This is a genomic window from Aliihoeflea sp. 40Bstr573 (genome assembly GCF_024105655.1).
Taxonomy (GTDB): Bacteria; Pseudomonadota; Alphaproteobacteria; order Rhizobiales; family Rhizobiaceae; genus Aliihoeflea.
On record NZ_JAAAMH010000007.1, the window covers coordinates 60708 to 87375 of the forward strand.

Genomic DNA, 26668 nt, shown 5'->3' on the forward strand with positions numbered 1-26668 from the left:
GTCGGATGGCAATCGCGGCGGATGAGAGGAATGGCTTGAAATGGATTTGATGCGCTTCGTCGCGATGCGGCTCGGCAAGGGCGTGATCGTGCTCTTTGCGATCGCAGTCCTGAACTTCTTCCTTGTGCGCGCTGCCCCTGGGGATCCGGCCCAGGTGATGGCCGGAGAAGCTGGTGCGGGCGATGAAGTGTTCCTCGAACAGCTCCGCCAGCAATTCGGTCTCGACCGCCCGCTCTACGAACAGTTGTGGACCTATCTCTCCAACTACGCCACGCTCGATCTCGGCTTCAGCTATCGACAGCAGCAGCCGGTGCTCGACCTGATCCTCGACCGCCTGCCTGCCACGCTTCTCCTGACTGGGGCAGCCTTCTTCATCTCGCTCGCGCTCGGCGTCGTTCTCGGCGCGCTTGCGGCAAGGCGCGTCGGCAATTGGTCCGACAGCGCGATCACAACGCTGGCGCTCGTCTTCTATGCGACGCCGCTGTTCTGGATCGCGCTAATGAGCCAGATCGTCTTCTCGCTGAAGCTGGGCTGGCTGCCCAATGTCGGCTTCGAAACCATCGGAGGCGGCTATACCGGACTTGAACGCGCACTCGACATCGGCCGCCACCTCGTCATGCCTGCGCTGACGCTCGGCCTCTTCTTCACCGCCATCTACGCCCGCATGATGCGCGCCTCCATGCTGGAGGTGGCCGGCGCCGACTTCGTCAAGACCGCTTATGCCAAGGGCCTGTCGCCTTCGGTCATCACGCGCCGCCACGTCGCGCGCAACGCCATCCTGCCGGTCGTCACGCTCGCCGGGCTGCAGGCGGGGCAACTCGTCGGCGGGGCGATCCTGACGGAGACGGTCTTCGCCTGGCCGGGCATCGGCCGACTGATGTTCGAGGCACTCGCCCAACGCGACTATTCGGTCCTGCTCGGCGTCTTCTTCGTCTCGTCGGCAATGGTGGTCGTCTTCAATCTCATCACCGACATCATCTATCGCCTGGTCGACCCCCGCATCGAGGCTTCGACATGAACGCGTTCTCCCGCTTTGCCGCCAATCGGGGCGCCCTGATCGGTTTGGCGCTCCTCGTCGTGCTCGTCGCCATCGTGGTACTCGCGCCGATGCTCTACCCGCAATCGCCATGGCGCATGGTCGGCCGGCCGATGGGTGCGCCGCTCGACGGCGACTTCCTGCTCGGCACGGACACACTCGGCCGAGACGTCGCGGCTGGCATCGTTCACGGCGCGCGGGTGTCGCTCCTGATCGGCATCGTCTCGACCGTCGCCGCGCTTTTGATCGGCGTGCCGCTCGGCGCGGTCGCCGGCTATTTCGGCGGGATGATCGACGATGCGGTCATGCGTTTCACCGAATTCTTCCAGACCATCCCGAGCTTCGCGCTCGCGATCGTGCTGGTGGCGATCCTGCAGCCGTCCCTGCCCTCGATCGTGCTCGCCATCGCCATCGTTTCCTGGCCGCCCGTCACGCGGCTCATTCGCGGCGAGGTGTTGTCGCTGAGAACCCGCGAATACGTCCAGGCGGCGATCACCGTCGGCCAGTCGACGCCGCGCATCATCTTCACGCAGATCCTGCCGAACACGCTCGCGCCCATCATCGTCATGGCGTCGCTGATGATCGCGACCGCGATCCTGCTCGAATCCTCCCTCTCCTTCCTTGGGCTCGGCGATCCGAACCTTATGACCTGGGGCTATATGGTCGGTGCCGGCCGCTCGCGCATCATCGACGCGTGGTGGATCAGCTTCTTTCCGGGCCTTGCGATCTTCCTCACCGTGCTGGCGCTCAACCTCGTCGGCGAAGGGATCAACGACGCCCTCAATCCGCGCCTGCGCAAGGAGCTCCGCAAATGAGCGAACCGATCCTCAAGGTCGAACGGCTTTCGCTCTCCCTGCCGAGCGTCGCCGACCGCCCCTTCGCATTGAAGAACGCCTCGTTCGATATCGCCGCCGGCGAAACGCTGTGCGTCGTCGGCGAATCGGGCTCGGGCAAATCGATGATGGCCCATGCGGTGATGGGCCTCTTGCCACCCGCGGTGAACGTGGCGGGCGGCAGCATCAAGCTCGCTGGACGCGAGCTTTTGACGCTCGGCGACCGCGAGATGCGTCGGGTGCGCGGGCGCGAGATCGGCATGATCTTCCAGGAGCCGATGACCTCGCTCAACCCGCTGATGCGTATCGGCGACCAAATCCGCGAGATGTTCGAGGCGCATGGCGCGCTCGATGCGGCGGCGCGCCAGAAGCGCGCGCTCGACCTCATCGAAGAGGTCGGGCTGCCCGATCCGGCGCGCATCGTGCGCGTCTATCCGCACCAGCTTTCCGGCGGCCAGCGCCAGCGCGTGATGATCGCCATGGCGCTCGCGCTCGAGCCCAAGCTCCTCATCGCCGACGAGCCGACGACCGCGCTCGACGTCACCACGCAGGCCCAGATCCTCAACCTGGTCGACCGCCTGCGCAGCGACCACGGCACGGCCGTGCTCTTCATCACCCATGATTTCGGCGTCGTTGCCGAGATCGCCGACCGCATCGTCGTCCTCCAGAACGGCGAAATCTGCGAGACGGGAAAGACGGCCGAAGTTCTGCGCGCACCCTCCGACGACTATACGCGCAAGCTGATCGAAGCGGTGCCGTCGATCACGCCGCCGCCGCCGCGCGTCGTCGAGACCGCACCTGCCGCCCTGACGGTCGCGGGACTGGCGAAGACGTACAGGAGCGGCGGCTTTTTCACCAAAGGGCGCGAGGTCAAGGCGGTCGATGATGTCGCCTTTGAAATCAGGCCGGGAGAAACGCTCGGGCTCGTCGGCGAATCCGGGTCCGGCAAGTCGACCGTCGGCCGCTGCTGCCTGCGACTGATCGAGCCAGACAACGGCACGATCCTGCTGGAGACAATCGAAATTCAGGGCATGACGCAGCGCGCGCTGCGACCCCACCGCTCGCGCATTCAGATGATCTTCCAGGACCCCTACGCCTCCCTGAACCCACGCCGGTCGGTCGGGCGGATCATCGCCGAAGGCCCGGTCGCACAGGGCGTCGACAAGAAGGCGGCGATGGCGCGCGCGCGCGAACTGCTCGATCTCGTCGGCCTGACGCCCGGCGCCGTCGATCGCTACCCGCATGAATTTTCCGGCGGGCAGCGCCAGCGCATCGGCATCGCACGCGCACTCGCGCTCGACCCAAAGGTGCTGATCGCCGACGAGGCGGTGTCGGCCCTCGACGTCTCGGTGCAGGCGCAGATCCTCGACCTGATCCGCGACATCCAGAACCGCCTCGGCGTGGCCATCCTCTTCGTCACACACGATCTGCGTGTCGCAGCCCAGATCTGCGACCGGATCGCGGTCATGCAGCGCGGTCGCATCGTCGAACTTGCGGCCACGGCCAAACTCTTTGCCAACCCGTCCCACGACTATACACGCAAGCTGCTCGCAGCCGTGCCCGGCCGCGACGCCTTCGCCCACGCCAACTGAACGGAGACCATCCATGCCCCTCGCATCCGACCTGCGCGACAGGATCATTGCCGCCGTGGAGGCCGGGTTCGACGACCAGATCGGCTTGACGCAGGAGATGATCCGCTTCCCCTCGCTACGCGGCGAGGAACACGCGATCCAGGACCATGTGTTCCGGCTGTTGCGCGACCGCGGTTACGCGATGGAGCGCTTCGAGATGGACGAAGACGCGATTTCGCGCCATCCGGGCGGCGCGCCGTTCACGCCCGAGCATTCCAAAGCGCCGATCGTCGTCGGCATTCACCGGCCGCGCGAGGAAAAGGGCCGCTCGCTGATCCTGCAGGCGCATGTCGACGTGGTGCCGCCCGGCCCCGCGAAGATGTGGACGCGCCCGGCCTTCGAGCCGGTGATCGAGGGCGACTGGCTCTACGGCCGCGGCGGCGCGGACATGAAGGCCGGCCACATCGCCAACATCGCGGCGCTCGACGCGCTGCGCAACATCGGTCTCCAGCCGGCGGCAACCGTCTACGTCCAGTCAGTGGTCGAAGAGGAATCGACCGGCAATGGCGCGTTGATGACGCACCTGCGCGGCTATAGGGCCGACGCCGTACTGATCCCCGAGCCAGAAGAAGAGATGCTGGTGCGCGCCAATACCGGCGTCTTGTGGTTCCAGGTCGAACTGCGCGGGCTTCCCGTCCACGTGCGCGAGATGGCATCCGGCTCGAACGCCATCGACGCGGCCTACCGGGTGATCGCGTCGCTGCGCGAACTCGAAGCGAAGTTGAACGCGCGCAAGGGTGACCACGAGCATTTCAAGGACGAGGCACATCCGATCAACCTCAACATCGGGAAGATCGAGGGCGGCGACTGGGCGTCGTCCGTCCCGGCCTGGTGCCGCATCGACTGCCGCATCTCGCTCTATCCCGGCACCACCGCCGAGGAGGCGGCGAAGGAAATCGAGGATCATCTACAGGCAGCCGCGCGCGCCGACAGCTTCCTCGCCAACAACCCGCCGCAGGTCACCTTCAATGGCTTTTACTCGGAAGGCTACGTGCTCGAGCCGGGCTCGGAGGCAGAGGCGGTTCTCGGCCGCGCACACGAGGCCGCGACCGGCGCGCCGTTGAAGACCTTCATGACGCCCGGCTATCTCGATACCCGCGTCTATGCGCTCTACGACCGCATTCCGGCCCTCTGCTACGGTCCGATTTCGGAAAACATCCACGGCTTTGACGAGCGCGTTAGCCTGGCTTCGCTAAAGCGCATCACCACGGCCATGGCCCTTTTCGTCGCCGAATGGTGCGGCGTTGAGAAGTTGAATTAGCTTTGGTATCGATGAGCGCCATGGCAAAACCGCTCGCCACGTCGGTCGAGGTGACCCGCAGATGTCAGGGCCGCCGCTGCCTTCAGAGAAGGAAAACAATGCGGTACCGGCCGACTTCCCGGTTGAGCAGCACGCCGGTCCGCGATCCACCCGACTTGCGATGCTGTGTAAAGCCCTTGCCGGCCAGACAACAGTGCCGCGCGTGGCATCGGAGCCATCGCGAGACCGCATCTTCGAGAAATGCATCGAGATGCTCGACGCGATCGTATCGAAAAGCAAGCTCGGCGCAGGCAACGTTGATCAACGCGGCCCATCAAGGCTTCGCGCCTCCGAGCGGCCTCGGTACAGCGGAAATGGCTCCCACGCCCAAGAACCGACCAATGAACCCCGCCAAATTGCTATTCGCACGTTGTCGACTGATGCAACGAGGAAACGGACTATACGCGGCCGTTGCTACATCATCGGCAGGGAGTACGGACCGTCCAGCAGCGCCACCGCGAGGCGATTGCTTCCTCTCAAGGAGGCGTCAAGGTCATGTCTCTGCGTGCTCTCGGCAGGGCTCTTGTGGATCTCGGCTGATGCGAATCCGGTCGCGCGAGCTCAGGCAGGAACGCTGCGACGCTTACGTCATACTCCGGGGGTATTCGCCTTCAGCGCCGCCATCAGCATCGGCCCGACTGAAAATTCCCCTTGCCTCGCCTACCCGGGCACGGGTACTGGGCCGCCAAGTGGCGACCGGTCCGCCCGCCTCGATCTATGCCGAACGTACAAGAAACGCGACCCATCGAAGATTTTCTATCGATCAGCTTTGACTGAGGTACGTCAGACGCTGGCAATCCTCGCGGCAACACGTTTCACGCCCTCCGGAATGCTAGACGCAGCAATGGATGAACAGGCCATGCGGAAATAGCGGCACCAAGTGACAGTTGACGCTGCTGACGGCGCTTCGGGTCGAGAACGCGATGCAGATGCACGCGCGAATGTCACCACTGCGAATTCACCAAGCGCTCGGTCTCTGCCTGCGCTTCGTACTTCTCTTCGAGTACCGTCATCGAGGTCAGGTCCCATTCGTGCCGCGCATCCTTGATGTCAGCTATCAATGCCTGACTTCGATTGAGCGCGTAGCCGATGTCGGAAAGAAGGGTCCGATCCGCCAATCCGGCGCGCTCATACTCGTTTTGCGCACGAACGAGATCGCCGACCGTGTCATTGACCCTTGTGACCATTGCAGCAAACGCCGCTTCGCCATCGACGACATAACACTCGCACGGTAGTCTGTCCGCACGATGCGTGTATCCCCCCTCAAGCACCACGTTCGGCTGATCTATGAGTTCGTCGATCGTACCGAGTACTCCCGCTAGACGAAGGTACACTTCTCTACGCAGAGCAGATAGATCCTGTTGGTCGCTCATTTTACTGCCTTTATATCGATCGATATGCGAGATAAAAACGCTCACGCACATATTTAATTACTGAAACACTTTATATATTATTGATTTTTTACAATATTATATCTACTATCATTGTATAATCAAGCTGTTATTACCTACTTTATTTAATTTATATTTAGTAGTATCTCCATAATATGTGAAAAAGTTCGTTTTCCTCCATTCAATTGCATTGCCGAGCATTTTCACCAACACAGTCGCTCGCCGTTCGTAATTCCCGGTACGGAAAGCTGCCGAGCGCATCTAAAGCGCGTACAGCAGTGATCGTTTCTGGCTGTCGCGCCGCCTCTTCGAACGCCTTCGTTAACGGGACACCGAAGAAATCTCTCTGATTTTGATCGAGAAACAATTGCTTATTTTGGTCTTGGTTTTGCCTACGTACGGGCAGGTTGTCCCAGACTTGGAGACCATCGACCTCCGCGAGCATGATCTTGGCACCCGCGCCGGTATCTTCGACCGCTGTCAGCACGAACTGCGCGACATCGCCAAAGGGGTTTACAATCGCCTTTCGAAATCCATTGCTTATGCGGATCATCGTCATGTTTCGCTTCCTGATGGGCCCTTGAGGACTTGAAGGCGTCACTCAATGTCGAGCGACCTGATAGGGTCGCTCATGTCGACGAACACGATCCGAGCGCATAGGACAAGCTGAGGTATCACCAACCTTGGCGACGGCATCGGCATCTTGATGTGCTCTGTCCAAGAGCACACTTGCCTGAAGGTTCGACACGTTCGGACTCCGGGGGGAGCCAATTCGAGCAGCTCCCCCGTGATGAGGCCTTAAGTCGATCGCTGCGTCACCTTTCGATGAAGACGCCGGATCGTTTCAAGTTTTGTGCAACTGATCCTAGTTGCAGCTACCGTATTGCTGAAGCGTGCGGGTCTGCTCGCGCATTCCCTTGAAAATTTTCAGCATGTCGTCGAGGTACAGGTACTGGCCCCGAAACATCACTTTCTCGGGGAATGCGTGATCCGTAAATACATCCTCTAGCATGCTCACATCGAGCCATAGTGTGTCGAGCCGGCGAAGAACTTCGTCGATGAGTTCATCGCTTGGATTCGGCTTGGTCTTCTCTATTGCTTCGTCTCTCATTGGGATATCTGCCCACCTCTGCATGATGCTCTGACGAATGCTCCGTGCATCCGTCTTCCTTTATGAGGCCGCGCAAATTTCGCATCGGTCAACGGGGTTCTAGGGTTTTCTCCCATGTTGCCCGATGACGAAAGGTCAACTGCGTCGTCGTCGGGCGACCTCCTCGTCAGACCGTGCTCGCGTGCCGATAGCAGCTGCCGGGCAGCTGAACCGCCGGCGGACGGCGTCCCTTTCAGGCACGATCTGAGAATCCGTGCTCCCGTTACTCCCTGAGTGCGAATCGGCGAAATCGAAGCTGGAATCGGAAGATTGGCGGCCGCACCCCTAGAAGCGAATTTTGAACCGAGGGCCTATCCCATGCCCGGAACATGCCGTGATCGAAAGGTCCTCCTCCCGATGCTGGGCCTTCTCGCCGCTCACAAACGGCGTGAGCAGCTGAATCGGAAAAATGAAATCCGGAATCGCATGACCGCAAATTGTCCTGATGCATTTCGCATTTATGCAACGTGCCGGCACCGGGTTTCGCTGTGCGGCGCATCGCGCGTTCCGGCACACTACGCGATGGCCACCAGTCGCAGCGTAAACCTCGCGAGGCTTCGAAGCGCGTTGACGGACGGCCGGATCGGCAACAGCATTTTTCCAAGGGCCCGGTGTGACGAGCCATGAGTTGGAGAAATCAAATGTCGATACCGCTTTATCCGGACATTCATGTTTGCATGGAGGAACGGGATGCCACCGCAATCAAGATGATCAACAAGGTTTCAGCGAGCATGCACGAACACGGGCTTGGGCGAACCGAGATCACACAGTTTATGTCCGAAGCCCTGTCCGGATCTTATGCAAACGTGAAGACGGTTTGTCATCGCTTTGTGAATTTTCAGGAAGGCCCGCGCTGATGCTGATGACGCCCTGCCCCGACCAGAATCTCAAGGCCAATTCCTCGCTCTCCGGCGTCGTCCAACGTGGTTCCTACGGAGAGATTTTGCGTGGAACTTTGGCCGACGGTGCATCCATCGACGTCACCGGCATCCTTGCTTGCTTCGCGTCGGTCTTGCCGGAGAAATTTGTCGAGTTCGACAACAAGCAACGCGGTGATGCCCTGAACCTGGAACTCTATGGCTACGACTACTCCCAAGGTGTCGCCATCGTCCAAATCCGCCATGCATTTCGCCGCTACCGCAACGGCTATCTGAACGTGCACAAAGACTATGTGCTTGTCGGGCAAAATGAGGAGACACGCGAATTCTTCCGGCATCCCGTATCGGCCCACGCCGTGCACGCTGCGATCCGCAAGGACGATCTCGACCCGATTGCGCCGGTGCGCGGCGCGCAGCGATGGATGTGGAGTGTAACTGACAAGCAGCTTTCGCAGGGCATCCGGCAAGGCGATATCCTGATTGTCCCTGCCAAGAGCCGCCCTCCCCTGGCGGAACCCATCGACGCCACGTCGGTGATGGTTGGTCGGACCCATGAGATCCATGCCTCCGCGTTCTGTCGCGACAAGAAAGGGATCGTGTGGGCTTTCGCCCCGACTGTCCGGCACACGAAGGGCCAACACATGAAGGCGTATGGCGATCGCGACTGCTGGCATTCGGTTCGCGTCGGCCGGGAAGCGCCGACATGGGAATGGGGCGCGCGACTCGGCGACTGAGGGAGACGGCCATTGGACCTTCGCCGCCGTGATCCCGGCGCAACCAATGATCGACGCGCCGGCAGTCGGGGCGTCGCGAGCGATGGTGAAGTACGTGGTTGAAGCCGTGTGCGGGTTTTTGCTGTGCTAGCCAACGGCTTGTTGCGCCGCGTTGTAGGTCATGCTGCCAGCAAACGTCCGCAATTCGCAAATCCCCTGAAGAGGTGGCGGCGAAATGTGCGGCCCTCAACGTGATCCAGATTTGACTGAAGTTGATGAGGTGGCTGGCCGGACCGGCGCGGTCGATGCGCGAAACCGAATAGTCGATCAAATACCGTTCAATTTGCTCACCTGATTACAGGAACCGCGCCTCTAAACCGGCTTTAGCTAAAGCCGGAGGGGCGTCGTGAGACTACAAGACTACACAGACGGGGAAATGCCGATTGAAGACGGTGACGCAACTGCTCCTGAAAAGGGGCTCGGTCACCGCTTGCAGGAGATCAGCAAGGTCGTTGCGAACGATCGACGGCGGGCGCTGAGAAGCCTGTTCCAGGTGGCGCAACGGTGCGAAGCCATCAGGCAGGAGGTTTCGGCTCGCGAATACAAGGTGTTCATGACCGACATTTGCGGCATCACCAAGAGCGACGTCGCTTCGTACCTCGCTTTGATGGAAACGCTCGGAGAACACCAAGAACTCCTGATCGCGAACGCGGTTTCACCGGCGCTTGCCCTCAAACTTGTCCGCGCGCGCCCCGATGTACGTGACGAGGCTCTGCGCATGATCCGCAGCGGTCGGAACGTGCAGCCAAGCGAACTTCCCGCTCTCAAGCGCGACATCGATCATGTCAAACTGCTCGTCGAGGATAGCGTCGACTTGAAGCGGCCGGCCCTCTTGCGCCAGGCCGCCGCCCGCAAGGGACGACGTCTTGCCGACGGCCTGCTCAATGATTTCGAGCAGTTCGCAAGCCAGTTGCTGATCTGGATCGAAAAGCCGGCCTTCAACCCGTTCATCGGTCCGGAAGCAGGCGAGCTGGCCGAGCTCGGCCGCAACGCGGCAGCGCTTGCCGCTCGGGTCCGGCAGGTTGTCGACCAGAGCGATCTGGCTGTGGCAAAAGGTGGGTTCGTTTGGTCAGATGCGTTGCACGCTCTCGACCAGATCGCGGCCGGTGAAGTTTCGGAAGAACCCTGGGACAGGGCCGAAGAGGAAATGTTCGAGGTTGAGGCACGGCGCGAGATTATCTTCAATATCCGACTACTCGAAGATGTCGCCGGGGCATTTGGACATCGATTTGAAGCAGGCGGGCCACGTCAACGACGCATCATGAACGATATGGGGCGGATCGTTCTGTCCGACGATCGACAGCACGCCCAATTGCAGCAGCTCACCGTTCTGGAGATCTGCGCCGGAGGCGGCGGCCAGGCAATCGGCCTGCATGCGGCCGGTTTTCACCATGTCGGTCTCATTGAACGGCTGGAACCCGCATGCGCAACGCTTAAGCTCAACCGGCCTGACTGGCCGATCATTAAAGCTGACGTCGCCGATATCGACTTTGAGCAGTATCGCGGTGTCGACCTCCTTGCCGGCGGCGTACCCTGCCAGCCGTTCTCATTTGCCGGAGAGGGTCTTGGGAAGGATGACCCGCGCGACCTGTTCAGACGTGCCGTCGAGATCACCGGCATCGTCCAGCCCAAGGCCATCATGTTTGAGAACGTGATGGGCCTGCTGGGTCCCAAGCACCTCGATTATCGACTGTTCATCCTGAGCGAGCTGGACCGCCTCGGCTATGAAGCCGAATGGCGCGCAATTGAGGCCCCGAGTTTTGGAATGGCGCAAAAACGAGAGCGGGCAATTCTTGTTGGCTTCAAGAAGGGGCTGATGCACCGCTTTCGGTGGCCCGAGCCCTTGGAGATCGCACCGAAAACGATCGGCGAAACTCTTCTCGACCTCATGGCATCGAATGGCTGGCCGCATGCCGAGGATTGGGCCGCCAAGGCTACCGGGCACTGCATGACGATCATCGGCGGGAGTGAGAGAAAGACCAGCTTCGACCTGGCGATGGAAAAAGGCCGCGAGCACTGGTTTGCGCAAGGCATCAATCCATCCCGCCGCGCCGATAATGCACCAGACGCCAGTGCCGGTCCCGTCGGAGAATTGGGATCAAAGGATCAAATTGACACTTATCCGAAGTTGACCATCCGAATGGTCGCGCGACTTCAGGGGTTCCCCGACGAATGGCGTTTCGCGCCGCACGCGAAATGGACACCCGAAACGGGGTACGACCTACGCGGCGATATTCCGCTCGGAAGCCCGATGCCCAAACTGCGTCAGATCGCCAACGCGTTTCCACCGCCTCTCGCCCGCGTTCTTGGCATCCGGATCAAGCGGGCGCTGACCGGATATGGTGAAAGCATTCCCGATGCTGTCGATCAGCCTTTCCGCAGCACGCTCGGCCCGATGGCGCGCCTGAATCTTTCGGATCAGTCATGGACAGCACGCATGGAGCAGGAGGACCAGGAGTACGACCACTTCTTTCACAAGCGGTACGGCTGACCTTGCCACCCTCCCCCGGGATCATTCCGGGGGAGGCAGGCTCTGCCAAAACTTTATTCCGCGACACTGCGTGATCTTGCCACGCGCAAGTGGGCTGTGGAAACACCTGGGGCGAGTTGATGCGATGCTGGGGCGATGATCGGTCGTTGCGCTGCACGTGGTGACGTCATCGTTCGTGAAGACGGCGTGTCGAGAGAACGTCGGCATTCGTGGACCTGTTTCCATGCCGATCGGCGAGTAGGTTGACCCGCCGGCCAAAGACGAATTGCCACGCAATCCATAGTCGCTGGATCTTGCATCCAAGACGTGGCCGCTCGGGAACTTCGTGTAAGCTGTGGGCGTCTCAGCAAGGACAGGCAAAATAGGCCAGCCTGTCTCCCGATTGCGCGCCCAGCCAGTTGCGACAGGTGGAGACTTGACCAGACAAGCGCAGACGTCATGTCTACAATGAAAGCAGGAACACGCGGGACGGAAAAATAGGTGCTGCATGCAGATCACGAACTACGCTTCCGGCTTCGTGTCGGAATTGATCCGCGCCGGCAATGAGACGGAACAGCTCAGGACGGCCGAATGTGCGCGCCTCCTGCAGCGGGCGGCCTGCACCATCCGAGACTACCGCGACGAAATCGATGTCCCGGATGCGATGGCTTTCGACGGCACGCCGGACGACATCGTCTATTGCCTCGAAAACATGGCAGAACGCGTCGAGGAATTCGCCGTTCATGAAATCGCAGAGGCTTTGCTCGAGGCTGCCGAGGCCGTCAAGGTTGGGCACATCCTCGCCGACGCAAAGCAGGAAATGGAAGCGCGCGGCATCGTTACTTTACGCTCGGCACCGTAACGGCTGTCCGATTCAACTGCGTCCACCTCGACGATTCTAGGCACGTCGGCGGTGCGCAGCGGCGGCTTCTCACTACAGCCAGCGCCGGTGGCCGCCCCCAGTTCCATCGCCGTCAGCCGCAACGTCGATCTTGCCAATCGCGCGGGCACCCACAAAAAAGAAAAGTGGCATTGGCTATCTCATCTGCGGTTGGTCGGCCGGCGTCGCCGTCCATCAGTTTCGGTCGACGGCTATAGCAATCACTCTGACGGATACCAAAAGAAAAGGCGGCATTGCTGCCGCCCTTTCATCCGCCTGTTCGGCGGCCAACTTGACCAAGAACTTGTCCAGAGCCACCTGCGCGGCGGCGAACAGCCTTTTACGGTCACATATTTCAGAGCCGCTTGTGCTTTCAGAGCCGCTTGTGCAGCGGAGAACTGAACGTGCATGGGAGTATTCCCACATCCGGTATAGGCGAAGGTCAAATCGCTTCCACCTCTTGAGGATTGCCCGGACAGACCGCTCCGTCAACACGAATTTTCCGCCTCTGCGCATTTTATTGGGCCGTTGTCGAAGGTCTTTCCCAGACCCATGCGCGTGGTCGGTCGACGTTAGTGAGCGCGCCGGCGGACGGTTCGTGTCCGAGAAAGGACGTTCTGTTGCAGCACCGCGCCGAGCAGCGGGAATAAAAGAAAGGCGGCATCGCTGCCGCCCTTCCGTCCGCCTGTTCGGCGGCAAAACCGACCTAAAGTCGACTCTATTCCGTCCGCCTGTGCGGCGGCACCCTCAGTCACCTGAGAAATCGTAGGCCCTGCGATTTGGGAAGTCGGCAGGGAAACCACGGCTTCAGCGACCTTGATCGCGTCTACCCTTTGAGGATTATCCGGAGCGACCACTCCGTCAACATCGATCGTCCCCGCGATACCTACTTTTTTTTTGGTCTCCTGTCGCAAGTCTTTGCCCAGCCCCATGCGCGTGGTCGGTCGGCATGACCAAACGCGCCGGAGTGGACAATGCTTGTCCAGGGAAGGACGTCCTGTTGCAGCACCGCACCGGCCAGCGGGCAAAAAGAAAGGCGGCATCGCTGCCGCCCTTCTGTCCGCCTGTTCGGCGGCAATCTCAGTCACCTGAGAAAAGCGCGGTCCTGCGATTTCGGGAAGTCGGCAGGGGAACCACGGCATCAGCGAGATCATTCGCTTTTACCCTTTGACGATGTGCCGGATCCGGCGCTCGGTCAGCAACGTTATCTGAACTGGATACAAGCCAGCCGAGGACGGCGCACAGCACCTCGAACGGCGGGACATCCAATGTGGGCGTTCAGCGTCAGTCCGCGAGGCTAGTGCCGCAGCCGTGGCGCGGGCACCGTGTATTCCTCATCATCGTGCGGAACTTCGCCTAGAATTTCCCGCAGCTCATCCGCTGTCACGCCGAGCGCCGTCGCGCACTCGTCGGCATCCATATCCGGGTCCGACAAATGCAGATACGGCAGCGCAAAAGCCGCTTGCTCAAGTCGATGTCGACGGGTCGCAGAACTGCGGTTCTCTATGTGCTGTTTGGCTGCCTGCATTCGTTGCCGGCGGCTTTGGTGACGCACTTCGCGTTCACGCGCCTCGACGTCAAAATCCGGCTCGTCCTCGTCAGGTAAGGCTCCTGGCTCGGGCATCGAATGACCGTTCATCCGGCCGGCAACATAAACGAAAGCCTGTTCCGCATGCTCGGCCGACAGACCGGCAGGCACACTGCCGGATTTCATGGCTTCATAGGCATCCACCGAAATCCCGAGCATGCGCGCGACGTCCGTGTCGGCAAGGCCCGCGAACCGAGCCAGACCAGCGATCTTGCGGGCGTAGATTTCGGTCTTGAGCCGTTGGCTTGCGGCTCTTTCTGCGGCCGTGCGCTCTCGTAGAAGGGGTGCGTTTGCAAGGGCCTTCGCGACGTCCTCGGGAGCAACGCGATGGACTTCGCGGCCGCGGGGCAGTCTCCACACCGTATGAAAGGCGCGTAGCGCGCTAATCGGAGCTTCCTCTCCCACAAGGGTGTACTCGCGTCCGGACACCGTGACTGCGACGCCCAAGCTGGGCTCGTACGAAACGACAGGGGTCGATACCCAGGACGTTCCGAATTCGTCGTCTCCAGCAATCAAGGGTGCCTGGTCGGAGTCTTCGGGCCGCACAAACCCCCATGTTACCAGCGTTCTGGTTCTCGTCATTTCAGTGTCTCCAGGCGGCAGTGGGCACTTCCGGGGCCGGAACTGCGGCCGCCAGTTCGTCCAGCGAAGCTAGGTCGACGAGTTCGTGCGGAATTCCGTGATTGCGGCAATACTGGCGAACCATGGGCCAGGTGTCCGGATGGGGATCCGAAAGCCGCTCGTCGCCGACGAGACGGTAGACGCGACCCGAAAGCGTGACAGCGGTGCGCTCAGCTCGGTCATAGGATTGCACGTCCGTCGACATCCGCATTCGACCCGATTCAACCGGGATCCCGACAAGAGCGAAGAATTTTTGTCCGATACAGTCTGGGCCAACGCGAGCCACGACCCAGTGCTCGATGTGGACTTCGGGCTGTGCTTCAACCGGCGGCGCTTTCGACATTAGATGTTCTCCTCTGCGACCTTTAGATTGCTGCCGCCGGCGGCAATCGACAACGACGATCGAGGTGTAGCCGGTGGGTAGCGGTCTGGGAGCCCCAAAATCAAAACCGCTCGTAAGTGGCCGAAAAGGCCACTTACGAGCGTTATTGAGAGCGAAAAACCCAACGAATTCAGTAAAACCGGGTGTGGCCAGCAACCGGGACGCGCGCATGGTACGCAGCCGAATGGCACGACGGATCCACCGTTGAGCAGATCAGAACGGCCGCGGCGGGGCGTTCTTTTTCTTCGGTCTGGGATCAATCACGGTGCCGTCAGCCAGGAACGTGCCGAAATTCCAGGTCGCCCACGGGGCGGGAACGAGGGGATGCGGTGCCCGCGCAGGTTTGACGTAATGCGGATTGATCCGGTTCGTCACTGGCGGGCGTTTTGGGGTCGCGATGGGGGCGAGGTCGACTTTTCCATTTTCGCCTGCCAGCGGGCCGTTTTCGCGGCTACGTTCACGCGTGGTGGCTTCAGGCCCGCGGAGACCGCTGCCGGCCTCTGACGGACTCGATCGGTTTGGCTTGATCATCGGGATCCATGCTTTATCGGACTTCGGCGTCGGTCGTGTCGACGTCGGAGGGAATGGAGGCCCTATCTTTCTGACGGCCGTTGGTTTCTCGGATGCGGTCATGTCGTGATCCGGTATGTCTGAGGACTTGAACGAGGTCGTGCGATCAATGGGTTTCCCGTGGCCCTGGCAGGCTTCGGATAGACCAGGCGTGTTCGGGACCCCATATTCGGATTCCACCTCCCTATGGGGCGTCTTCGGCACGCTGTGAGAGATCACCGGAAAGAACGTGTCTTCCAGGTTCATTCCTCTATTTCCGGATACTATCGCTACCGCCCCTTTGAGGTCGCCTGGAAAGGAGTCACGGTTCCTATTCTGGAATCCGGATTCGAAGACCGAATCTCCGAGGTCTGAATCGAGAGGGGCGGAGGGGGATAGGCCAGGTCCTGAGAGGGTATGTAGGGAAAAACTGCCGGGAAACGGGACGACCGTACCATCGTCACCCGACACGTCGGCAGGACGGTTGTCCCGGCACCAACGGTCGAACGCGACGTCCATCGTCTCCTTCAGAACGTTCCGGTACTCGGCTCGCACTATGAAGCTGTCGTGGATCGGCAAGCACACGACATTCTTGCTGATCATCGTGTCCATAACCATGGTGGCCACATCGCTGTCATGACGCTGAAGACGGACCCCGATCCCGGTGTGGAAGTAGGCAGAGATGTCTGGATGCGCCGCTTTGACCGCCATAATGATCTTTCGGGCCTCGGCCTTGTGCGTTTTGGTCTCCACCACCTCGCGTGAGGCCGCCAGCTTGACCGAGAGGGCTGCCGTAGCCGATGACAATGTGTCCGCGTTGATGACGATCTGCCAGCCGAGCTTGGCGTCCTCACGCGCGATGCCGGGAATCGTATAGGCGTCGCCGTCTAGCTTCTTGCCCGCCAGGACGTAAAGCATTCGCGGATGGATCTGAGAATAGTCGAGTTCGACCGTTGCGCCGCCGTCGATAGTGACCGACGTCCCGCGTAACTCGGACGGTAGCGATTGCCACCAGCCTCCGTAGTACCGGCCGCCCTTGTCGAAGTTGCCGTCGGTGAAGATGCGCGTCAGACAGACCGCCTGCGTGTTGATAGACTGCCCCTTCGGCGAACGCGCCAGAGACCCGTCGCGGGTCCAGTCGTCCGGAAGCGCGACCTCGATACGCGACGACATTATGATCGCGTTCCACACATCGACGTTGGCTTCCATACGCTCGGCCTTGGCCGCTTCGCCCTCCGGGACGAGCGCGAAGCCGCCAATGCCACCGCGCACGACGAGGGCACGGCCCGGCTGGTGAACGCTGGTTAAACTGGCGTGCGCCGACAAGGCGGGATTCGGCGTCATCGTCGACTGCCAGCCCGTGCCGCCCGGAGCCGAAGGCGCGATCCAGTGATCTTCGATCGCGTCCGTGCAGACGAGGATGACGTCGACCGCAGCGCGCACGAGATGATAGGAGCAGTCAGGGCCAAGATAAGCGCGCGAGACCGCGTACCAGTCCTTGGAGCGCGAATAGGAGACTTTACGACCCGGGTGCATCCATGCCGCGTAAGCGAGGAAGGACAGGATCGCGTCGATGACACGGGCCTGCTTCGCCGACGGAAGGTCCTTCTCGGCCGGAAGCGACGGGAAGATGGCGCGCCACTCGACGTAGCCGAGCGAATGCAGGAAGCCGAGCGCCAAATCACGCTCGGCGACGTCCATCCTTGGCTGCGGGATTTTGGCAAAATCCATTGGGTCCGGGTCCATCTTGTTCGACGGCCCGTCCTGAGTTCATGCGCCGCTCACCAATGATCCGTCGACACCATGCGACCGGCAAAGAGATTCTGCGGAAAGATGGGCGTCACCCTGCACGCCATGGATTCCAAGGGATCCGGTTTGTGGCGCGCAGTTTGCCGGACGCGTGATCCGCCGGCGGCCGTTGGGCCCGAGCGGCTGCAAGCGACGATCATCACGTCCCCATCGGAGATTGCATCCCAGCAGGGACCGTCACGTTGAATGGATTTTGCAGGGTCAGCAAAGCCGACGGACCGGTCGGTCAGAAGGCTTTCGGGCTCGAAACGACGAAGCAACCGGCGGGCCTGATTACTGGCCATCGCACTTGCAGACGCAGTGATATGAAAGCTGTTCGAAATCCATTTAAGACCATGACCGCTTCCGGCCCCCCTCCCAGGCTAACATCGAAGACGGAAATCCACGCGACTGCGTCCGCCCGGCCGAACGTCATGCGCGCGACCGGACGCACATGATGTCGGGCTCTTTCGGCACCGCTGCTCTCGAGGTGGGCCACACCTTAAGGCATCAGTCCGGCGGCGACCCCTGCCCCGTCAATTATCGGCCGGATGAATGCGCTCCCGACGTCGGGAGCCAGTGAGAGAAAGTGCCACCAGAACTGATGCGCGGCAGAACTGAAGCTCCGGTCTGCCATTAGACGGCTGCCGATCGCACTCCCTTAACCCTGCCGGCGCACAACCAAAATTTGGGGGCTCACAACTTTACCGCGTGCGCCTATATCGGGTTCAAGCGTCGATCCTGTTTGACGCGTCAAACACGGAAGGGCGGCGGTATGCGGTTATGGATCTGGTCGGACCTGCACCTCGAGATGCAGAATGTACGGATTCCAAACGATGCCCCCGCCGGCGTCGACGTCATCGTCATCGCCGGCGACCTAGCACATGCGGACGAGCTGAGAAGCGAACTCGAATACATTTCCGACCGCTACGAGTTGCCCATCGTGTTCGTTCCCGGCAATCACGAGTTCTATGTCGGCCTGGGTCAGAGCGGACTTCGCCGCGGCGTTGAAGCAGACCGCCGGCGCATGGGCTTGATCACTGTCAAGAGTCACCTGATGTCGAACCGCGTTTACGTCCTCGACGACAGCTCGGTGATCATCGACGGCGTTCGGTTCCTCGGTTCGACACTATGGACGGATTTCGCCTTCGATCGAGCCGGCGAAGCCGAAGGGCATTCTCCGGACGAGATCGCCGCGGAGAACATGCGTTTCGCACATATGTCGATGATGGACTACCGCCGCATCCCCGGTCTCGACGCCGCCGCTGTCCTGGCCATGCATCGGACGTCGCGTGACTATTTGTGCCGGGAACTGGCACAGGAGTTCGCGGGACCGACTGTCGTGGTGTCGCACCACGTTCCGCATCCGGCGGGCGAGCCGCCGATCTATCGAAACGAGCCTGGAAACTGCTATTTCACGAACTCGGCCGGGGCGTTCGGTAAGATCCTCGAAAGCGTCACGGGGCCGGATCTATGGATTTACGGCCATACCCATTACCCCGTCGATGTCGAGATCGGCCGCACGCGGCTGCTTTGCAATCCGCATGGGTATCGAGGGCGCGAGGACGGAAACGGGTTCAACTGGGGGGTGACCGTCGATGTCTGACGAGACACCCGTTTGGGACCCGGACGGCGTCCTGCCGGAGCACGAGCGTATCGGCCTCCTGCTCCATATTGAAGACAACTACGGGCGAAGGCGAGACGACTTCCGCGTGATCGCATACACGCAAGTGCTTTGGTCCGGCTGGGAATGCGATCACGGCATCGTACTGATCGAGATCGACGGCCGGCGGGAGGTTCAGATGATCGCGGGCGTTTTCCATCCCAATGATAGGGGCGCGGCTACAATGCTTCGCGAGCGGCTGCACGCCTATCGCGATGCGATCGCCGATACCGAGTTCTTCCTCTCCAGGCTCGAAGGCGACGTCGCAGACGCAAGGGTCGGAAGCGGCGATTTCCTCCACGATCGCAAGTACCCGGACCCTGGCGAGACCAGGCGGAGGTTCGCGCTCGCAAATAAGATCGCGCTGCATATCGAGAAGCAGGGCCTGACGGCGGAAGGTGCTGCCGGCATCGCCGGGATTTCCGCAAGCGAGATGGCGCAGATTACGATGAGTGGTGCGGCGTTCACGACTGATGCCCTGGCAGAGATTCTCCGCAGACTCGGCGGGGCTTTCGACGAGAGCGATGATGGTGCGTAGAGAACCGGATCTCGGAGAGAACCTGACGGCGAAGTTTGCGTGGCTCGCGGAACAGAAATTCGCATGGGGCTGGGATTGCGGGATCGGCTGGGAGAAGATCCTCACGGATTTCCTGACGACGGTTGAGCAGGAATGCCCGGGCGGCAAGGGGTTCGAGATTCGTCAGGTCAAGGAGAAGCTCGGCACAGTCCGGTTTTACTTCGCGCTCAAAAATGTTGACGAAGCGGCCGCACGGCGCATCTACGACGCTGAAACCCTTCTCGATGCGCGCTCGCTCCACACATGCGAGATTTGCGGCGAGCGCGGTCGGCTGCGCAGCGCGGAAGGCTATCGCTTTGTCGCGTGCGACGAACATGCGGCGTTCGAAGGCAGGATCGTCACGACCTTCGGGCCGGAGACCCGATACCGGTTTCTCGGCGCAACGTAGCGTTGGTACGACCCTGACAAGGACGCCTTCGTCCAAGACGTGCCGCCGCAATCAGATGAGGAGAACTGCGATGGCTGAGATCGACGACTTCTTCGAAGCGCAAGATGAGATTCAGGCTCATTTGGAAGGACGCTTCCCGTGGCTCGCAACGCAACGCCTCGACTGGGGGTTCGAGATCGGCCGCGGATGGCTCAAGATCCTCGAGGACTTTTTTGCCGAGGTCGATACCGCCCTTCACGGCGGTGAAGGCTTCACATTGCGGCAGGCGAAGGAAAAAATGGGCGGGTTGCGGCTGGCTTTTCTGGTCTCCGATGACGTCTCAGCGGCAGCTGCCGCCCGCATCTCCATCGCGCATCAACTCGCTTACGCGCGAGCTTATTACACGTGCGAAGTCTGCGGTGCGCCCGGGTCGCTTTATTCCATCGGCGGCTGGTGGACCACTGCGTGTGCTGAACACGCCGGAGCGAAGGCGACGGGCAGGAAAGCAAAGCCGTTCCAGCGCATCACCGATCATGTCGGCACCATCGCCGCAGGCCTGCTCGTCCGTTACCTGCCCAGGGAGGACCGGCTGACAATCGAGCGCGAGCACGGCGATCGAACGCGTACGCCTGTTACGGCGGAAGAGGACGCGCGCGCGATACTCACGGAAGCCACACGCCTCGTCGAGATGTCCCGCGCGGCCGAGCGGCTGGCGGCGGCTCAGTCCGCGATCGCGGCCGAAGGCAAAATGTCCGACCTCGGAGCCGACGCGACGGAAATCGACGTCGCGGAGGAAGCGACGCGGCTGCAAAAGGAAGCGCGCGAAGAACTGCGCAAGGAAAGGTCCGAAGACACCTCCAAGCCCGAAAATGTACGCCCGCTCGATGGAACGACGCCGCCGCGAAAGAGGCCGCGATGACGGCCCGGGCATACTGGTGCCTGGGCTGCGGCTCGCGAGGACCTATCGCAGACTTAAAGGACAACTCCTGTCCGTCGTGCGGGAAAATCGACCGCTCGCGCTGGCTGTGCTGCCAGTGCGACACCGAAGGAACCGGACCTCGTCCGGACGCATGCCCGACCTGCGGCTGCCAAGATTCGTGGTTTCAGACCGGATCGGGCGACCCCGAACCGATGCGCGAAATCTTCGAGCGCGTGATGCGCGCGGCACTGGGGAGGCTGCATTGACCAAAACCCGTTGGCTGTGCGGAGCGTGCAGAAATGAGGGCGACGGCGCGACGCCCGATGAGTGTTCGGCGTGCGGCGAGACCCATTTCTGGTGTTTTGCGGTCGAGCCCCATATGTCGCTGTCCGCGCTATATGATCAATTCAGGCGTCGGATGGCTGACCGCTTGCGGAGAACACTGCATTGAGCGATCTCGAGAAAATCCGACCTCGCCCGATTGGCGGCGAACCCAGCCGTTCACACAGGATTATCGACCGAATTCCGGAAAGGAAGCCGGATCTCGATGGTGGGCTTTTCGACCTACCCGCCTGCGAAATTGATATCGCACAAGCACGCGGGGACCCTTGGTGGGTCATCCCCGCAGCTTTGATAATGTGGGCGCTCGTCGCGGCAGGTGTCGTGATGTTAATGATGGCGCTGGTCGTCTGACGCCTGGCCACGCCGATGTCGGGCTTGCCGGATGCCATTCGTCAAGCCCTCTTCATGGCGAGCACGGCGACGCGAAACGGAATTGCGTCTCGCCATATCCGGGACCTCAAGACCGGCGACCTTCCACAATGCTATGGCTTGAGCTTCGGATATCTCGATTGTGGCAACAACCAGCTGGTAAATCGCCTGGCGAGCCGGCGCACGGTCCAGCGAAACCACCCATGCATCGAGAAATTCCCGCAAAGCCGCGCCGACGGTGGCGGCCAGTTCGACCGGCACCGCATTGCCCAGCATTTGGTCGAGCGCCACCTTTGGCGCTCCCGACGGCCATTGGTAGTCCGGAGGAAACGTTTGAATGCGCGCCCGCTCGGCATGCCCGAGAACGGTGACGCCGCTGGATGGGCAGGCGGCGTCCCGGGGATGTCGCCGGTACGTCGAAGGCATCGGACGGCTGGTGCCGCGCACCGTTGGCGACGGGTCGTCCACGGAAAAAATTGCGCGCCGCGAATAGGAGCGCGGATGGCGGTAATAATGTTCGAAGTCGAGCGCTTCCCCGAAATACTCGCGCACTGACATCCGCGTCGTCGATGCGCGCTGCTGAAGCGGAGCTTCCAGAAAACCGTCATCCGCGCCCAGGACGCCGACCGTGAACAGTCGCTTGCGCTTCTGGGGCACACCGAACAGCGAGGCATCGAGCACGATCTGGGTAATCCCGTAACCGGCCTGGCGGAACCTGCGGATCGCTTCGGCCTGGGCGGCGCTTCGCGCGGCGCGATCCACATTTTCCATAATGAATGCCAACGGCCGTACTTCCACGACGGTGTCGGCGAACGTCACAGTGAGATCTGCTTGGACCCCTTCATGCCGCCGGCCAGCTGTCGAAAAATCCTGGCATGGCGGACCGCCAGCGACGATATCGGGTCCATAGGCCCGGATGGCATCAGCGGCCGCCCGGGCATCCGAAAGATCGAGCAAATGCGCCTGGTGAGCATGATTAAGTTGGTATGTCTTCAGCGCGATCCCCCAACCATCAAAGCCGGCGACGACTTGGAGGCCGCCCTTCGCCAAGCCCGCCGAGAGCCCCCCACATCCGCAAAACAGGTCAACCGCTGTGTATTTCATATCGTCCCCGCTCATTTCACTTCACTCAGTGTTTGGCGAAGACGACCGCGCCACAAGTCGCCGGCGGCTTACCATGCGGCATCAACCGCCTACCGACGGCGAGGGCAGGGACAGTACCCGCATCTTCGAACGGTGGAGAATCTGATCGTTCGCGAGGGATCGGTGTCCAGCGACATCCTTGAGCGCTGGGGACCATTCTCAGGCATCCATTAGCGATCGACTGGGATTCGACTTTTCGTGTTGGGATCTCGTGCTACAAGATTGAACGGTGGGACCTTTGGCTCGCAGCGGCCGGTGCGAGCCGTCCGGATCCCCCAAGGCTTCACGCCGGCCGCTACGGCCAGCGGCACCGGGCCTCTATCTGCCCCGGCAGTCTAGCATCCGGAAATGGGCTTCCCCGCAAAGTATGCCGATCGCGCTTTGTTAACTTCGTCCGCGTCCTCGGCGGGCCGAGGGGCTCTCAAGCCGCCCCGTGCCCCCTATCTGTTGTTCCCAGCAATGGAGGTCGCAATGTCTTCTCTATATAACAGCCGCAATCCCGCCGGCGTCGCAGTCGGCCAGCTCGGTCTGCTTACCACGGTACTCGCATCCGGCGTGATGGATTGCCACACACGCGGCATCGCCGCGATGCAGGCTGCGCGCCAGGCACGAGAGGAGCACGATACTCATGCCGCGCTCCATCACCTCCACCGGGCCAACGAGGAACTCGGAATTCTGGCGCAGCGCGCCTTGGAGGAAGTCGCGCGGCTGACCCGCGCGAACGCCGATCTTCAAGCCGAGGTGCGTGTCCGGCAGGAGCACATCAACACGCTGCGGGTGCAACGCACCGCGGCAAATGCCGCCTGAACCCATCTCCGACGCCGATTGGAGGTGGCTAAGGACAATTATGGCGACTTCGTCTTGGAAGAGCCGGCCTACGCGGCAAAGCTTCTGGCTCTACGTGATAGGTGGTCGGAGACGAACAAACCATCCGGAACGCTCTCGTCGATCTCGGTATCATTCATGAACCAGGCGCAGGCGGGGGGGTATCATCAAAATCGGGCAATTTACTCCGGGAAAGGGGTAGCCGCCGACATAGCGCACACAAAAATCCCGGAAACGCTGGGTTCCTGGGAGCAAGATGGCGAAATCGTTACGTAACGGATCTCATACAGGCTTCATCGATCTGGAGTTGAGGTTTTCTCGCACGCGCTCGAGCATGTCCGATGTCGATGCCCCGCCGGCGAATTCAACTGCACGGCAGCTCGATAGCCCAGGCTTGCCCGCCGCCAACGCCGCAAACGTCGGCGGCAGGGCAATGCCCACGACGCCACACTTCTTACCTTCGCTCGCCCTTGCGCAGGCACCCGGACCGGCGACCGCCAGGCGGCGGAGGTCGCTTTCAGGCAAGTCCAGGAGCCATTTTCGGACATGGGCCGGCACACCAGCGAGCGGAATCTGGGCCCGGTCCCCGGGCTTCGCCGAAGCATACGCATAAACGGTATCGCCGACGGACGTCGAGCGCGGTCCACGCTTTCCTTCGGCTTGCGGGGCTGAGATCGCTAGGCTCCGCTTCTGCACTGCCTCAAGCGCGGCGGAGGCCACGCTGTGGGCATCAGCGGCCGGATGGCGCGAATTTGCGGGGTTGACGTGGTCTGCGCCATTCCCGAAAATCATACTCAATCCGTAGTCGAGTATGTGGAACGGAATCTTCAGGCAGTCGATCCCGAATTTGCTTATGATCCTAATGATCCGACCAATGATACCCAGAACTCTCAACGCACTTTCCTCCGGCAGCACCGACGTCGCTGTAGGAGAATTTGCCGCCGGCTTGCATGCCGCAACGCGCGCGGGAAAAGTTTCGGCCAGAGCCCACCGGTCGGTATCTCCTATGGAGAACGACAATGGCGAAATAGCGAATGCAAACTGATCACGGAAGGGGAAGACGACGAGCGGCTCTTCTAGCCGTCAAGAAGCATGCGGGCATTAGGCCGGAAGCAGGCAAGATGCTGGGCAAGCGCGAAGGGACTATGTATGGTTACGGAGCTTTCCTGCGGGTTGATTTGAGATCGAGTGGGTGCAACGGTGGCGCTGAACATCCTCAACGGCGCAGTCTTCGCCGCGCACCGCAATGCCAGGATGTCGTCCTGTCTGAATGTCAGAAAATCAACCTCGTCGGTTTCGGACGAAGGCCTAACGCGGTCGCGTGTGTAGCGCGCATTATCAATACTGCCATTCCGAGGGAGCGTTGCCCAAGCAAGAGCCCCCGCCTTCGGATTTTGACCTTCTCAGATACTGATCATGAAGTTGTATGGGTTCCCGCGATCTAGTGTCCGTGATTGAAGATTTGAAAAGTTGCAGGCTGTGCCGCGCGTGTTGGCGGCGATGAGGATCTTATGCGGGCGATTATGGGTCTAGTCTTTGTGGCCATCCTTACCGGGTGCGCCACGCCGTCGAAGGAGATGAGCACTGCTGTTGGCGTGAAAGGCGACTACAAGCAGCTGGCCTCCTGCCTACAAGAAAAAACGAAGGACACTGCTCCTTGGAACGTCTCCGAGATCGATGAGCGACGCGTCGACGTCCGCCTTGGTAATGCGCCGGGCGACGTGTCGCGGATCGAGTTTCATCGGATTGATGATGCCGATACCGACGTTCGGTTCTTCATTCCTCATCCGGAGAGCTACATCGCTGTCGTGCTTACATGTGGCGGTTCATGATCTCCACGCGCCGTTTCTGCCGCGGAGATACGCCGAGAAAAGCCACACCGAAGCGGGGCTGTTATCGAGGCCGAAGCTACCATTAAGAGCTCTTTAGCCATGTTCGAACAAGTCTTCGGGGGGGGGTGACTCGCGCCGCAATACGCGGTGACTATCGGTGCCGGAAGATACTAGGCAGTGTGGACGAATTTGATCAAGCATAGGCCGGCCGCGAAACTGACGAGGGATCGGTAGTTCCGTGGGTCTTTTCGCAGCAGGGCGACGCGCTTGAAGCGCTTGAGCCGCCCGAAGCCCTGTTCGATGCGGGCGCGGGCCTTGTAGAGCGCCCTGGCGAAGAAGGCTGGCGTGTTCTTCTCGTTGGCCTTGTGAGGGATCACCGGGGCAATGCCACGAGCCCGCGCGGGCGGCGCGATTGGCCTTGCTGGAATAGCCTTTGTCGCCCAGCGCAACGCGTGGGGTGATGTCCGGCCCTATGTCGAGCAGTGTCTCGAAGCGGGTCAAAGCACGCCAGCGCACATTCTCCACCGCAAAGCAGTGCATCGCTTCCAAAAATAGCCGGTCGTCCGCGGCCTTGCGGCCCCGCGGGAGCAGGCAGGCGCGGAAAACCTCCAGCGCGTTCACCCGACCCGTATCCGTTATCTTCGTGGACATCGCCGACCTCTCAAATCAGTCGACAACCTCTGAATCAAGCCGGATTCATCCGCGGAACCCCAAAAACTGTACCTGAGTCAATTCGTCCACACATCCTAGTCTAGGATGTCGGGGGCAGCGGTATCGCTCCGATAGTCTCGGCGAGCCAATCACGGGCAAGTCCAGCAGGACCTTCGGGATGCGGCGGGCGGACGACTACCGCAACATCCGCGTGGTGGAGTGCAATTTCGCAGGCCCCGACAAGTCGGCCATCGACGCCAATCTCGACGGTTAAGACGGCCGTCTCGGCTTCGTGAATCCGGGCAATGTCGAGCACAAGCTCGTAGGCCAGAAGCCGTTCGAAAAGCTCGCGCTGCGACTGGTGCTGACCAAACGCCCAGGTGGGCCAAGACTGAAATGCGATATCAATAACGTCTTCGTGATCAACGGCCGGTGGGACCGGTACGAGTAAGTGAGAAATGCCTGCGGGTGAAAGATGAAGCGCAATGTCCGACATGCAGCGACGCTGCATGTTGGAGATGCATGGAACAACAGCACGATGTCCAAAGGATAGCGATCACCAGGGATTGGTCGACGGCGATGACAGAGCAGATCGTTTGGAAGACGCTGGCGGCGCAGATCACGTTGACGGAGGGCCGCGTCTCCACCATTTTGCGTAAGACGTTCTTGCGCGGCTAATGATCACATGCCCGCGCGCCGAAGCTACTCGT

General features: G+C 61.0%; 25 protein-coding genes. 16 read left to right on the forward strand and 9 right to left on the reverse strand.

Annotation, left to right across the window (positions count from 1 at the left end):
* Nucleotides 1–46: 46 nt before the first annotated feature.
* From GTK01_RS10715 to GTK01_RS10730, 4 genes are read left to right on the forward strand one after another with little or no spacing between them, the layout of a single operon-like run.
* Nucleotides 47–1018 carry an ABC transporter permease gene (locus tag GTK01_RS10715; protein WP_252926010.1) on the forward strand — a complete coding sequence of 324 codons (972 nt, stop codon included), beginning with the start codon at nt 47–49 and terminating at the stop codon, nt 1016–1018.
* Entirely contained in the window at nt 1015–1851 is an 837-nt protein-coding gene (locus GTK01_RS10720; protein WP_252925878.1) for an ABC transporter permease, read from the forward strand. Before GTK01_RS10715 ends, GTK01_RS10720 begins: the two co-directional genes overlap by 4 nt.
* Nucleotides 1848–3461: an ABC transporter ATP-binding protein gene (locus GTK01_RS10725; protein ID WP_252925879.1), complete on the forward strand. Its 1614-nt coding sequence runs from the start codon at nt 1848–1850 to the stop codon at nt 3459–3461. The genes GTK01_RS10720 and GTK01_RS10725 overlap by 4 nt, the downstream gene beginning before the upstream one ends.
* Before the next feature lie 13 nt (nt 3462–3474).
* Nucleotides 3475–4761 (forward strand): ArgE/DapE family deacylase, encoded by a 1287-nt coding sequence (locus tag GTK01_RS10730; protein WP_252925880.1) that lies wholly within the window; start codon nt 3475–3477, stop codon nt 4759–4761.
* Nucleotides 4762–5744: 983 nt separating this feature from the next.
* Here the strand turns inward: GTK01_RS10730 and GTK01_RS10735 are convergent.
* From GTK01_RS10735 to GTK01_RS10745, 3 genes are all read right to left on the reverse strand, one after another.
* Nucleotides 5745–6218, reverse strand: a complete 474-nt coding sequence (locus GTK01_RS10735) for a hypothetical protein (protein WP_252925881.1) — start codon at nt 6216–6218, stop codon at nt 5745–5747.
* Between the two features lie 154 nt (nt 6219–6372).
* Nucleotides 6373–6750, reverse strand: a complete 378-nt coding sequence (locus GTK01_RS10740) for a hypothetical protein (RefSeq protein WP_252925882.1) — start codon at nt 6748–6750, stop codon at nt 6373–6375.
* 306 nt (nt 6751–7056) lie between these two features.
* Nucleotides 7057–7302, reverse strand: a complete 246-nt coding sequence (locus GTK01_RS10745) for a hypothetical protein (RefSeq protein WP_252925883.1) — start codon at nt 7300–7302, stop codon at nt 7057–7059.
* Nucleotides 7303–7982: 680 nt separating this feature from the next.
* On the opposite strand from GTK01_RS10745, the gene GTK01_RS10750 reads away from it, so the two are divergent.
* From GTK01_RS10750 to GTK01_RS10765, 4 genes are all read left to right on the forward strand, one after another.
* A complete protein-coding gene (locus GTK01_RS10750; RefSeq protein WP_252925884.1) occupies nt 7983–8198 on the forward strand; it encodes a hypothetical protein in 216 nt (71 codons plus the stop codon).
* Nucleotides 8198–8953, forward strand: a complete 756-nt coding sequence (locus GTK01_RS10755; RefSeq protein ID WP_252925885.1) for a hypothetical protein — start codon at nt 8198–8200, stop codon at nt 8951–8953. Before GTK01_RS10750 ends, GTK01_RS10755 begins: the two co-directional genes overlap by 1 nt.
* A 415-nt stretch (nt 8954–9368) precedes the next feature.
* Nucleotides 9369–11483: a DNA cytosine methyltransferase gene (locus GTK01_RS10760; protein ID WP_252925886.1), complete on the forward strand. Its 2115-nt coding sequence runs from the start codon at nt 9369–9371 to the stop codon at nt 11481–11483.
* Between the two features lie 487 nt (nt 11484–11970).
* The gene (locus GTK01_RS10765) at nt 11971–12324 is read left to right on the forward strand and encodes a hypothetical protein (RefSeq protein ID WP_252925887.1); all 354 of its coding nucleotides are present in this window, start codon (nt 11971–11973) and stop codon (nt 12322–12324) included.
* Nucleotides 12325–13639: 1315 nt separating this feature from the next.
* On the opposite strand, the gene GTK01_RS10770 is transcribed toward GTK01_RS10765, so the two are convergent.
* From GTK01_RS10770 to GTK01_RS10780, 3 genes are all read right to left on the reverse strand, one after another.
* Nucleotides 13640–14377, reverse strand: coding sequence for a hypothetical protein (locus GTK01_RS10770; protein ID WP_252925888.1), 738 nt, complete (start codon nt 14375–14377; stop codon nt 13640–13642).
* Nucleotides 14378–14513: 136 nt separating this feature from the next.
* Entirely contained in the window at nt 14514–14894 is a 381-nt protein-coding gene (locus GTK01_RS10775; protein ID WP_252925889.1) for a hypothetical protein, read from the reverse strand.
* Nucleotides 14895–15146: 252 nt separating this feature from the next.
* A complete protein-coding gene (locus GTK01_RS10780; RefSeq protein WP_252925890.1) occupies nt 15147–17213 on the reverse strand; it encodes a hypothetical protein in 2067 nt (688 codons plus the stop codon).
* Between the two features lie 832 nt (nt 17214–18045).
* Here GTK01_RS10780 and GTK01_RS10785 point away from each other — a divergent pair.
* The 5 genes from GTK01_RS10785 (at nt 18046) to GTK01_RS10805 (ending at nt 21489) form a co-directional block, all read left to right on the forward strand.
* A complete protein-coding gene (locus GTK01_RS10785; RefSeq protein ID WP_252925891.1) occupies nt 18046–18876 on the forward strand; it encodes a metallophosphoesterase in 831 nt (276 codons plus the stop codon).
* The gene (locus GTK01_RS10790) at nt 18869–19471 is read left to right on the forward strand and encodes a hypothetical protein (RefSeq protein WP_252925892.1); all 603 of its coding nucleotides are present in this window, start codon (nt 18869–18871) and stop codon (nt 19469–19471) included. The genes GTK01_RS10785 and GTK01_RS10790 overlap by 8 nt, the downstream gene beginning before the upstream one ends.
* The gene (locus GTK01_RS10795) at nt 19461–19898 is read left to right on the forward strand and encodes a hypothetical protein (protein WP_252925893.1); all 438 of its coding nucleotides are present in this window, start codon (nt 19461–19463) and stop codon (nt 19896–19898) included. The genes GTK01_RS10790 and GTK01_RS10795 overlap by 11 nt, the downstream gene beginning before the upstream one ends.
* A gap of 70 nt (nt 19899–19968) precedes the next feature.
* On the forward strand, nt 19969–20796 hold the full coding sequence (locus GTK01_RS10800; protein WP_252925894.1) for a hypothetical protein: 828 nt from the start codon (nt 19969–19971) through the stop codon (nt 20794–20796).
* Between the two features lie 447 nt (nt 20797–21243).
* Nucleotides 21244–21489, forward strand: a complete 246-nt coding sequence (locus tag GTK01_RS10805; RefSeq protein WP_252925895.1) for a hypothetical protein — start codon at nt 21244–21246, stop codon at nt 21487–21489.
* Here the strand turns inward: GTK01_RS10805 and GTK01_RS10810 are convergent.
* Nucleotides 21466–22611: a DNA cytosine methyltransferase gene (locus GTK01_RS10810; RefSeq protein ID WP_252925896.1), complete on the reverse strand. Its 1146-nt coding sequence runs from the start codon at nt 22609–22611 to the stop codon at nt 21466–21468. The two genes, GTK01_RS10805 and GTK01_RS10810, sit on opposite strands and share 24 nt — an antisense overlap.
* 510 nt (nt 22612–23121) lie before the next feature.
* Here GTK01_RS10810 and GTK01_RS10815 point away from each other — a divergent pair.
* Nucleotides 23122–23457 (forward strand): hypothetical protein, encoded by a 336-nt coding sequence (locus GTK01_RS10815; protein WP_252925897.1) that lies wholly within the window; start codon nt 23122–23124, stop codon nt 23455–23457.
* A 300-nt stretch (nt 23458–23757) separates the two neighbouring features.
* On the opposite strand, the gene GTK01_RS10820 is transcribed toward GTK01_RS10815, so the two are convergent.
* Nucleotides 23758–24369 carry a hypothetical protein gene (locus GTK01_RS10820; RefSeq protein WP_252925898.1) on the reverse strand — a complete coding sequence of 204 codons (612 nt, stop codon included), beginning with the start codon at nt 24367–24369 and terminating at the stop codon, nt 23758–23760.
* Nucleotides 24370–24986: 617 nt separating this feature from the next.
* Here GTK01_RS10820 and GTK01_RS10825 point away from each other — a divergent pair.
* The gene (locus tag GTK01_RS10825) at nt 24987–25307 is read left to right on the forward strand and encodes a hypothetical protein (protein ID WP_252925899.1); all 321 of its coding nucleotides are present in this window, start codon (nt 24987–24989) and stop codon (nt 25305–25307) included.
* Between the two features lie 170 nt (nt 25308–25477).
* Here GTK01_RS10825 and GTK01_RS10830 read toward each other — a convergent pair whose 3' ends face one another.
* Nucleotides 25478–25684, reverse strand: coding sequence for a hypothetical protein (locus GTK01_RS10830; protein ID WP_252925900.1), 207 nt, complete (start codon nt 25682–25684; stop codon nt 25478–25480).
* 796 nt (nt 25685–26480) lie between these two features.
* Between GTK01_RS10830 and GTK01_RS10835 the strand changes: the two genes are divergently transcribed.
* The gene (locus GTK01_RS10835; protein ID WP_252925901.1) at nt 26481–26636 is read left to right on the forward strand and encodes a hypothetical protein; all 156 of its coding nucleotides are present in this window, start codon (nt 26481–26483) and stop codon (nt 26634–26636) included.
* Nucleotides 26637–26668 lie beyond the last annotated feature (32 nt).

Coding starts and splice junctions, on each gene's coding strand:
- GTK01_RS10765 (WP_252925887.1), top strand. CDS start 11,971: ATGCAGATCACGAACTACGCTTCCGGCTTCGTGTCGGAATTGATCCGC.
- GTK01_RS10835 (WP_252925901.1), top strand. CDS start 26,481: ATGGAACAACAGCACGATGTCCAAAGGATAGCGATCACCAGGGATTGG.
- GTK01_RS10795 (WP_252925893.1), top strand. CDS start 19,461: ATGGTGCGTAGAGAACCGGATCTCGGAGAGAACCTGACGGCGAAGTTT.
- GTK01_RS10750 (WP_252925884.1), top strand. CDS start 7,983: ATGTCGATACCGCTTTATCCGGACATTCATGTTTGCATGGAGGAACGG.
- GTK01_RS10810 (WP_252925896.1), bottom strand. CDS start 22,611: ATGAAATACACAGCGGTTGACCTGTTTTGCGGATGTGGGGGGCTCTCG.
- GTK01_RS10740 (WP_252925882.1), bottom strand. CDS start 6,750: ATGACGATGATCCGCATAAGCAATGGATTTCGAAAGGCGATTGTAAAC.
- GTK01_RS10725 (WP_252925879.1), top strand. CDS start 1,848: ATGAGCGAACCGATCCTCAAGGTCGAACGGCTTTCGCTCTCCCTGCCG.
- GTK01_RS10825 (WP_252925899.1), top strand. CDS start 24,987: ATGCGGGCGATTATGGGTCTAGTCTTTGTGGCCATCCTTACCGGGTGC.
- GTK01_RS10785 (WP_252925891.1), top strand. CDS start 18,046: ATGCGGTTATGGATCTGGTCGGACCTGCACCTCGAGATGCAGAATGTA.
- GTK01_RS10815 (WP_252925897.1), top strand. CDS start 23,122: ATGTCTTCTCTATATAACAGCCGCAATCCCGCCGGCGTCGCAGTCGGC.
- GTK01_RS10775 (WP_252925889.1), bottom strand. CDS start 14,894: ATGTCGAAAGCGCCGCCGGTTGAAGCACAGCCCGAAGTCCACATCGAG.
- GTK01_RS10800 (WP_252925894.1), top strand. CDS start 19,969: ATGGCTGAGATCGACGACTTCTTCGAAGCGCAAGATGAGATTCAGGCT.
- GTK01_RS10780 (WP_252925890.1), bottom strand. CDS start 17,213: ATGGATTTTGCCAAAATCCCGCAGCCAAGGATGGACGTCGCCGAGCGT.
- GTK01_RS10730 (WP_252925880.1), top strand. CDS start 3,475: ATGCCCCTCGCATCCGACCTGCGCGACAGGATCATTGCCGCCGTGGAG.
- GTK01_RS10760 (WP_252925886.1), top strand. CDS start 9,369: ATGCCGATTGAAGACGGTGACGCAACTGCTCCTGAAAAGGGGCTCGGT.
- GTK01_RS10790 (WP_252925892.1), top strand. CDS start 18,869: ATGTCTGACGAGACACCCGTTTGGGACCCGGACGGCGTCCTGCCGGAG.
- GTK01_RS10720 (WP_252925878.1), top strand. CDS start 1,015: ATGAACGCGTTCTCCCGCTTTGCCGCCAATCGGGGCGCCCTGATCGGT.
- GTK01_RS10755 (WP_252925885.1), top strand. CDS start 8,198: ATGCTGATGACGCCCTGCCCCGACCAGAATCTCAAGGCCAATTCCTCG.
- GTK01_RS10745 (WP_252925883.1), bottom strand. CDS start 7,302: ATGAGAGACGAAGCAATAGAGAAGACCAAGCCGAATCCAAGCGATGAA.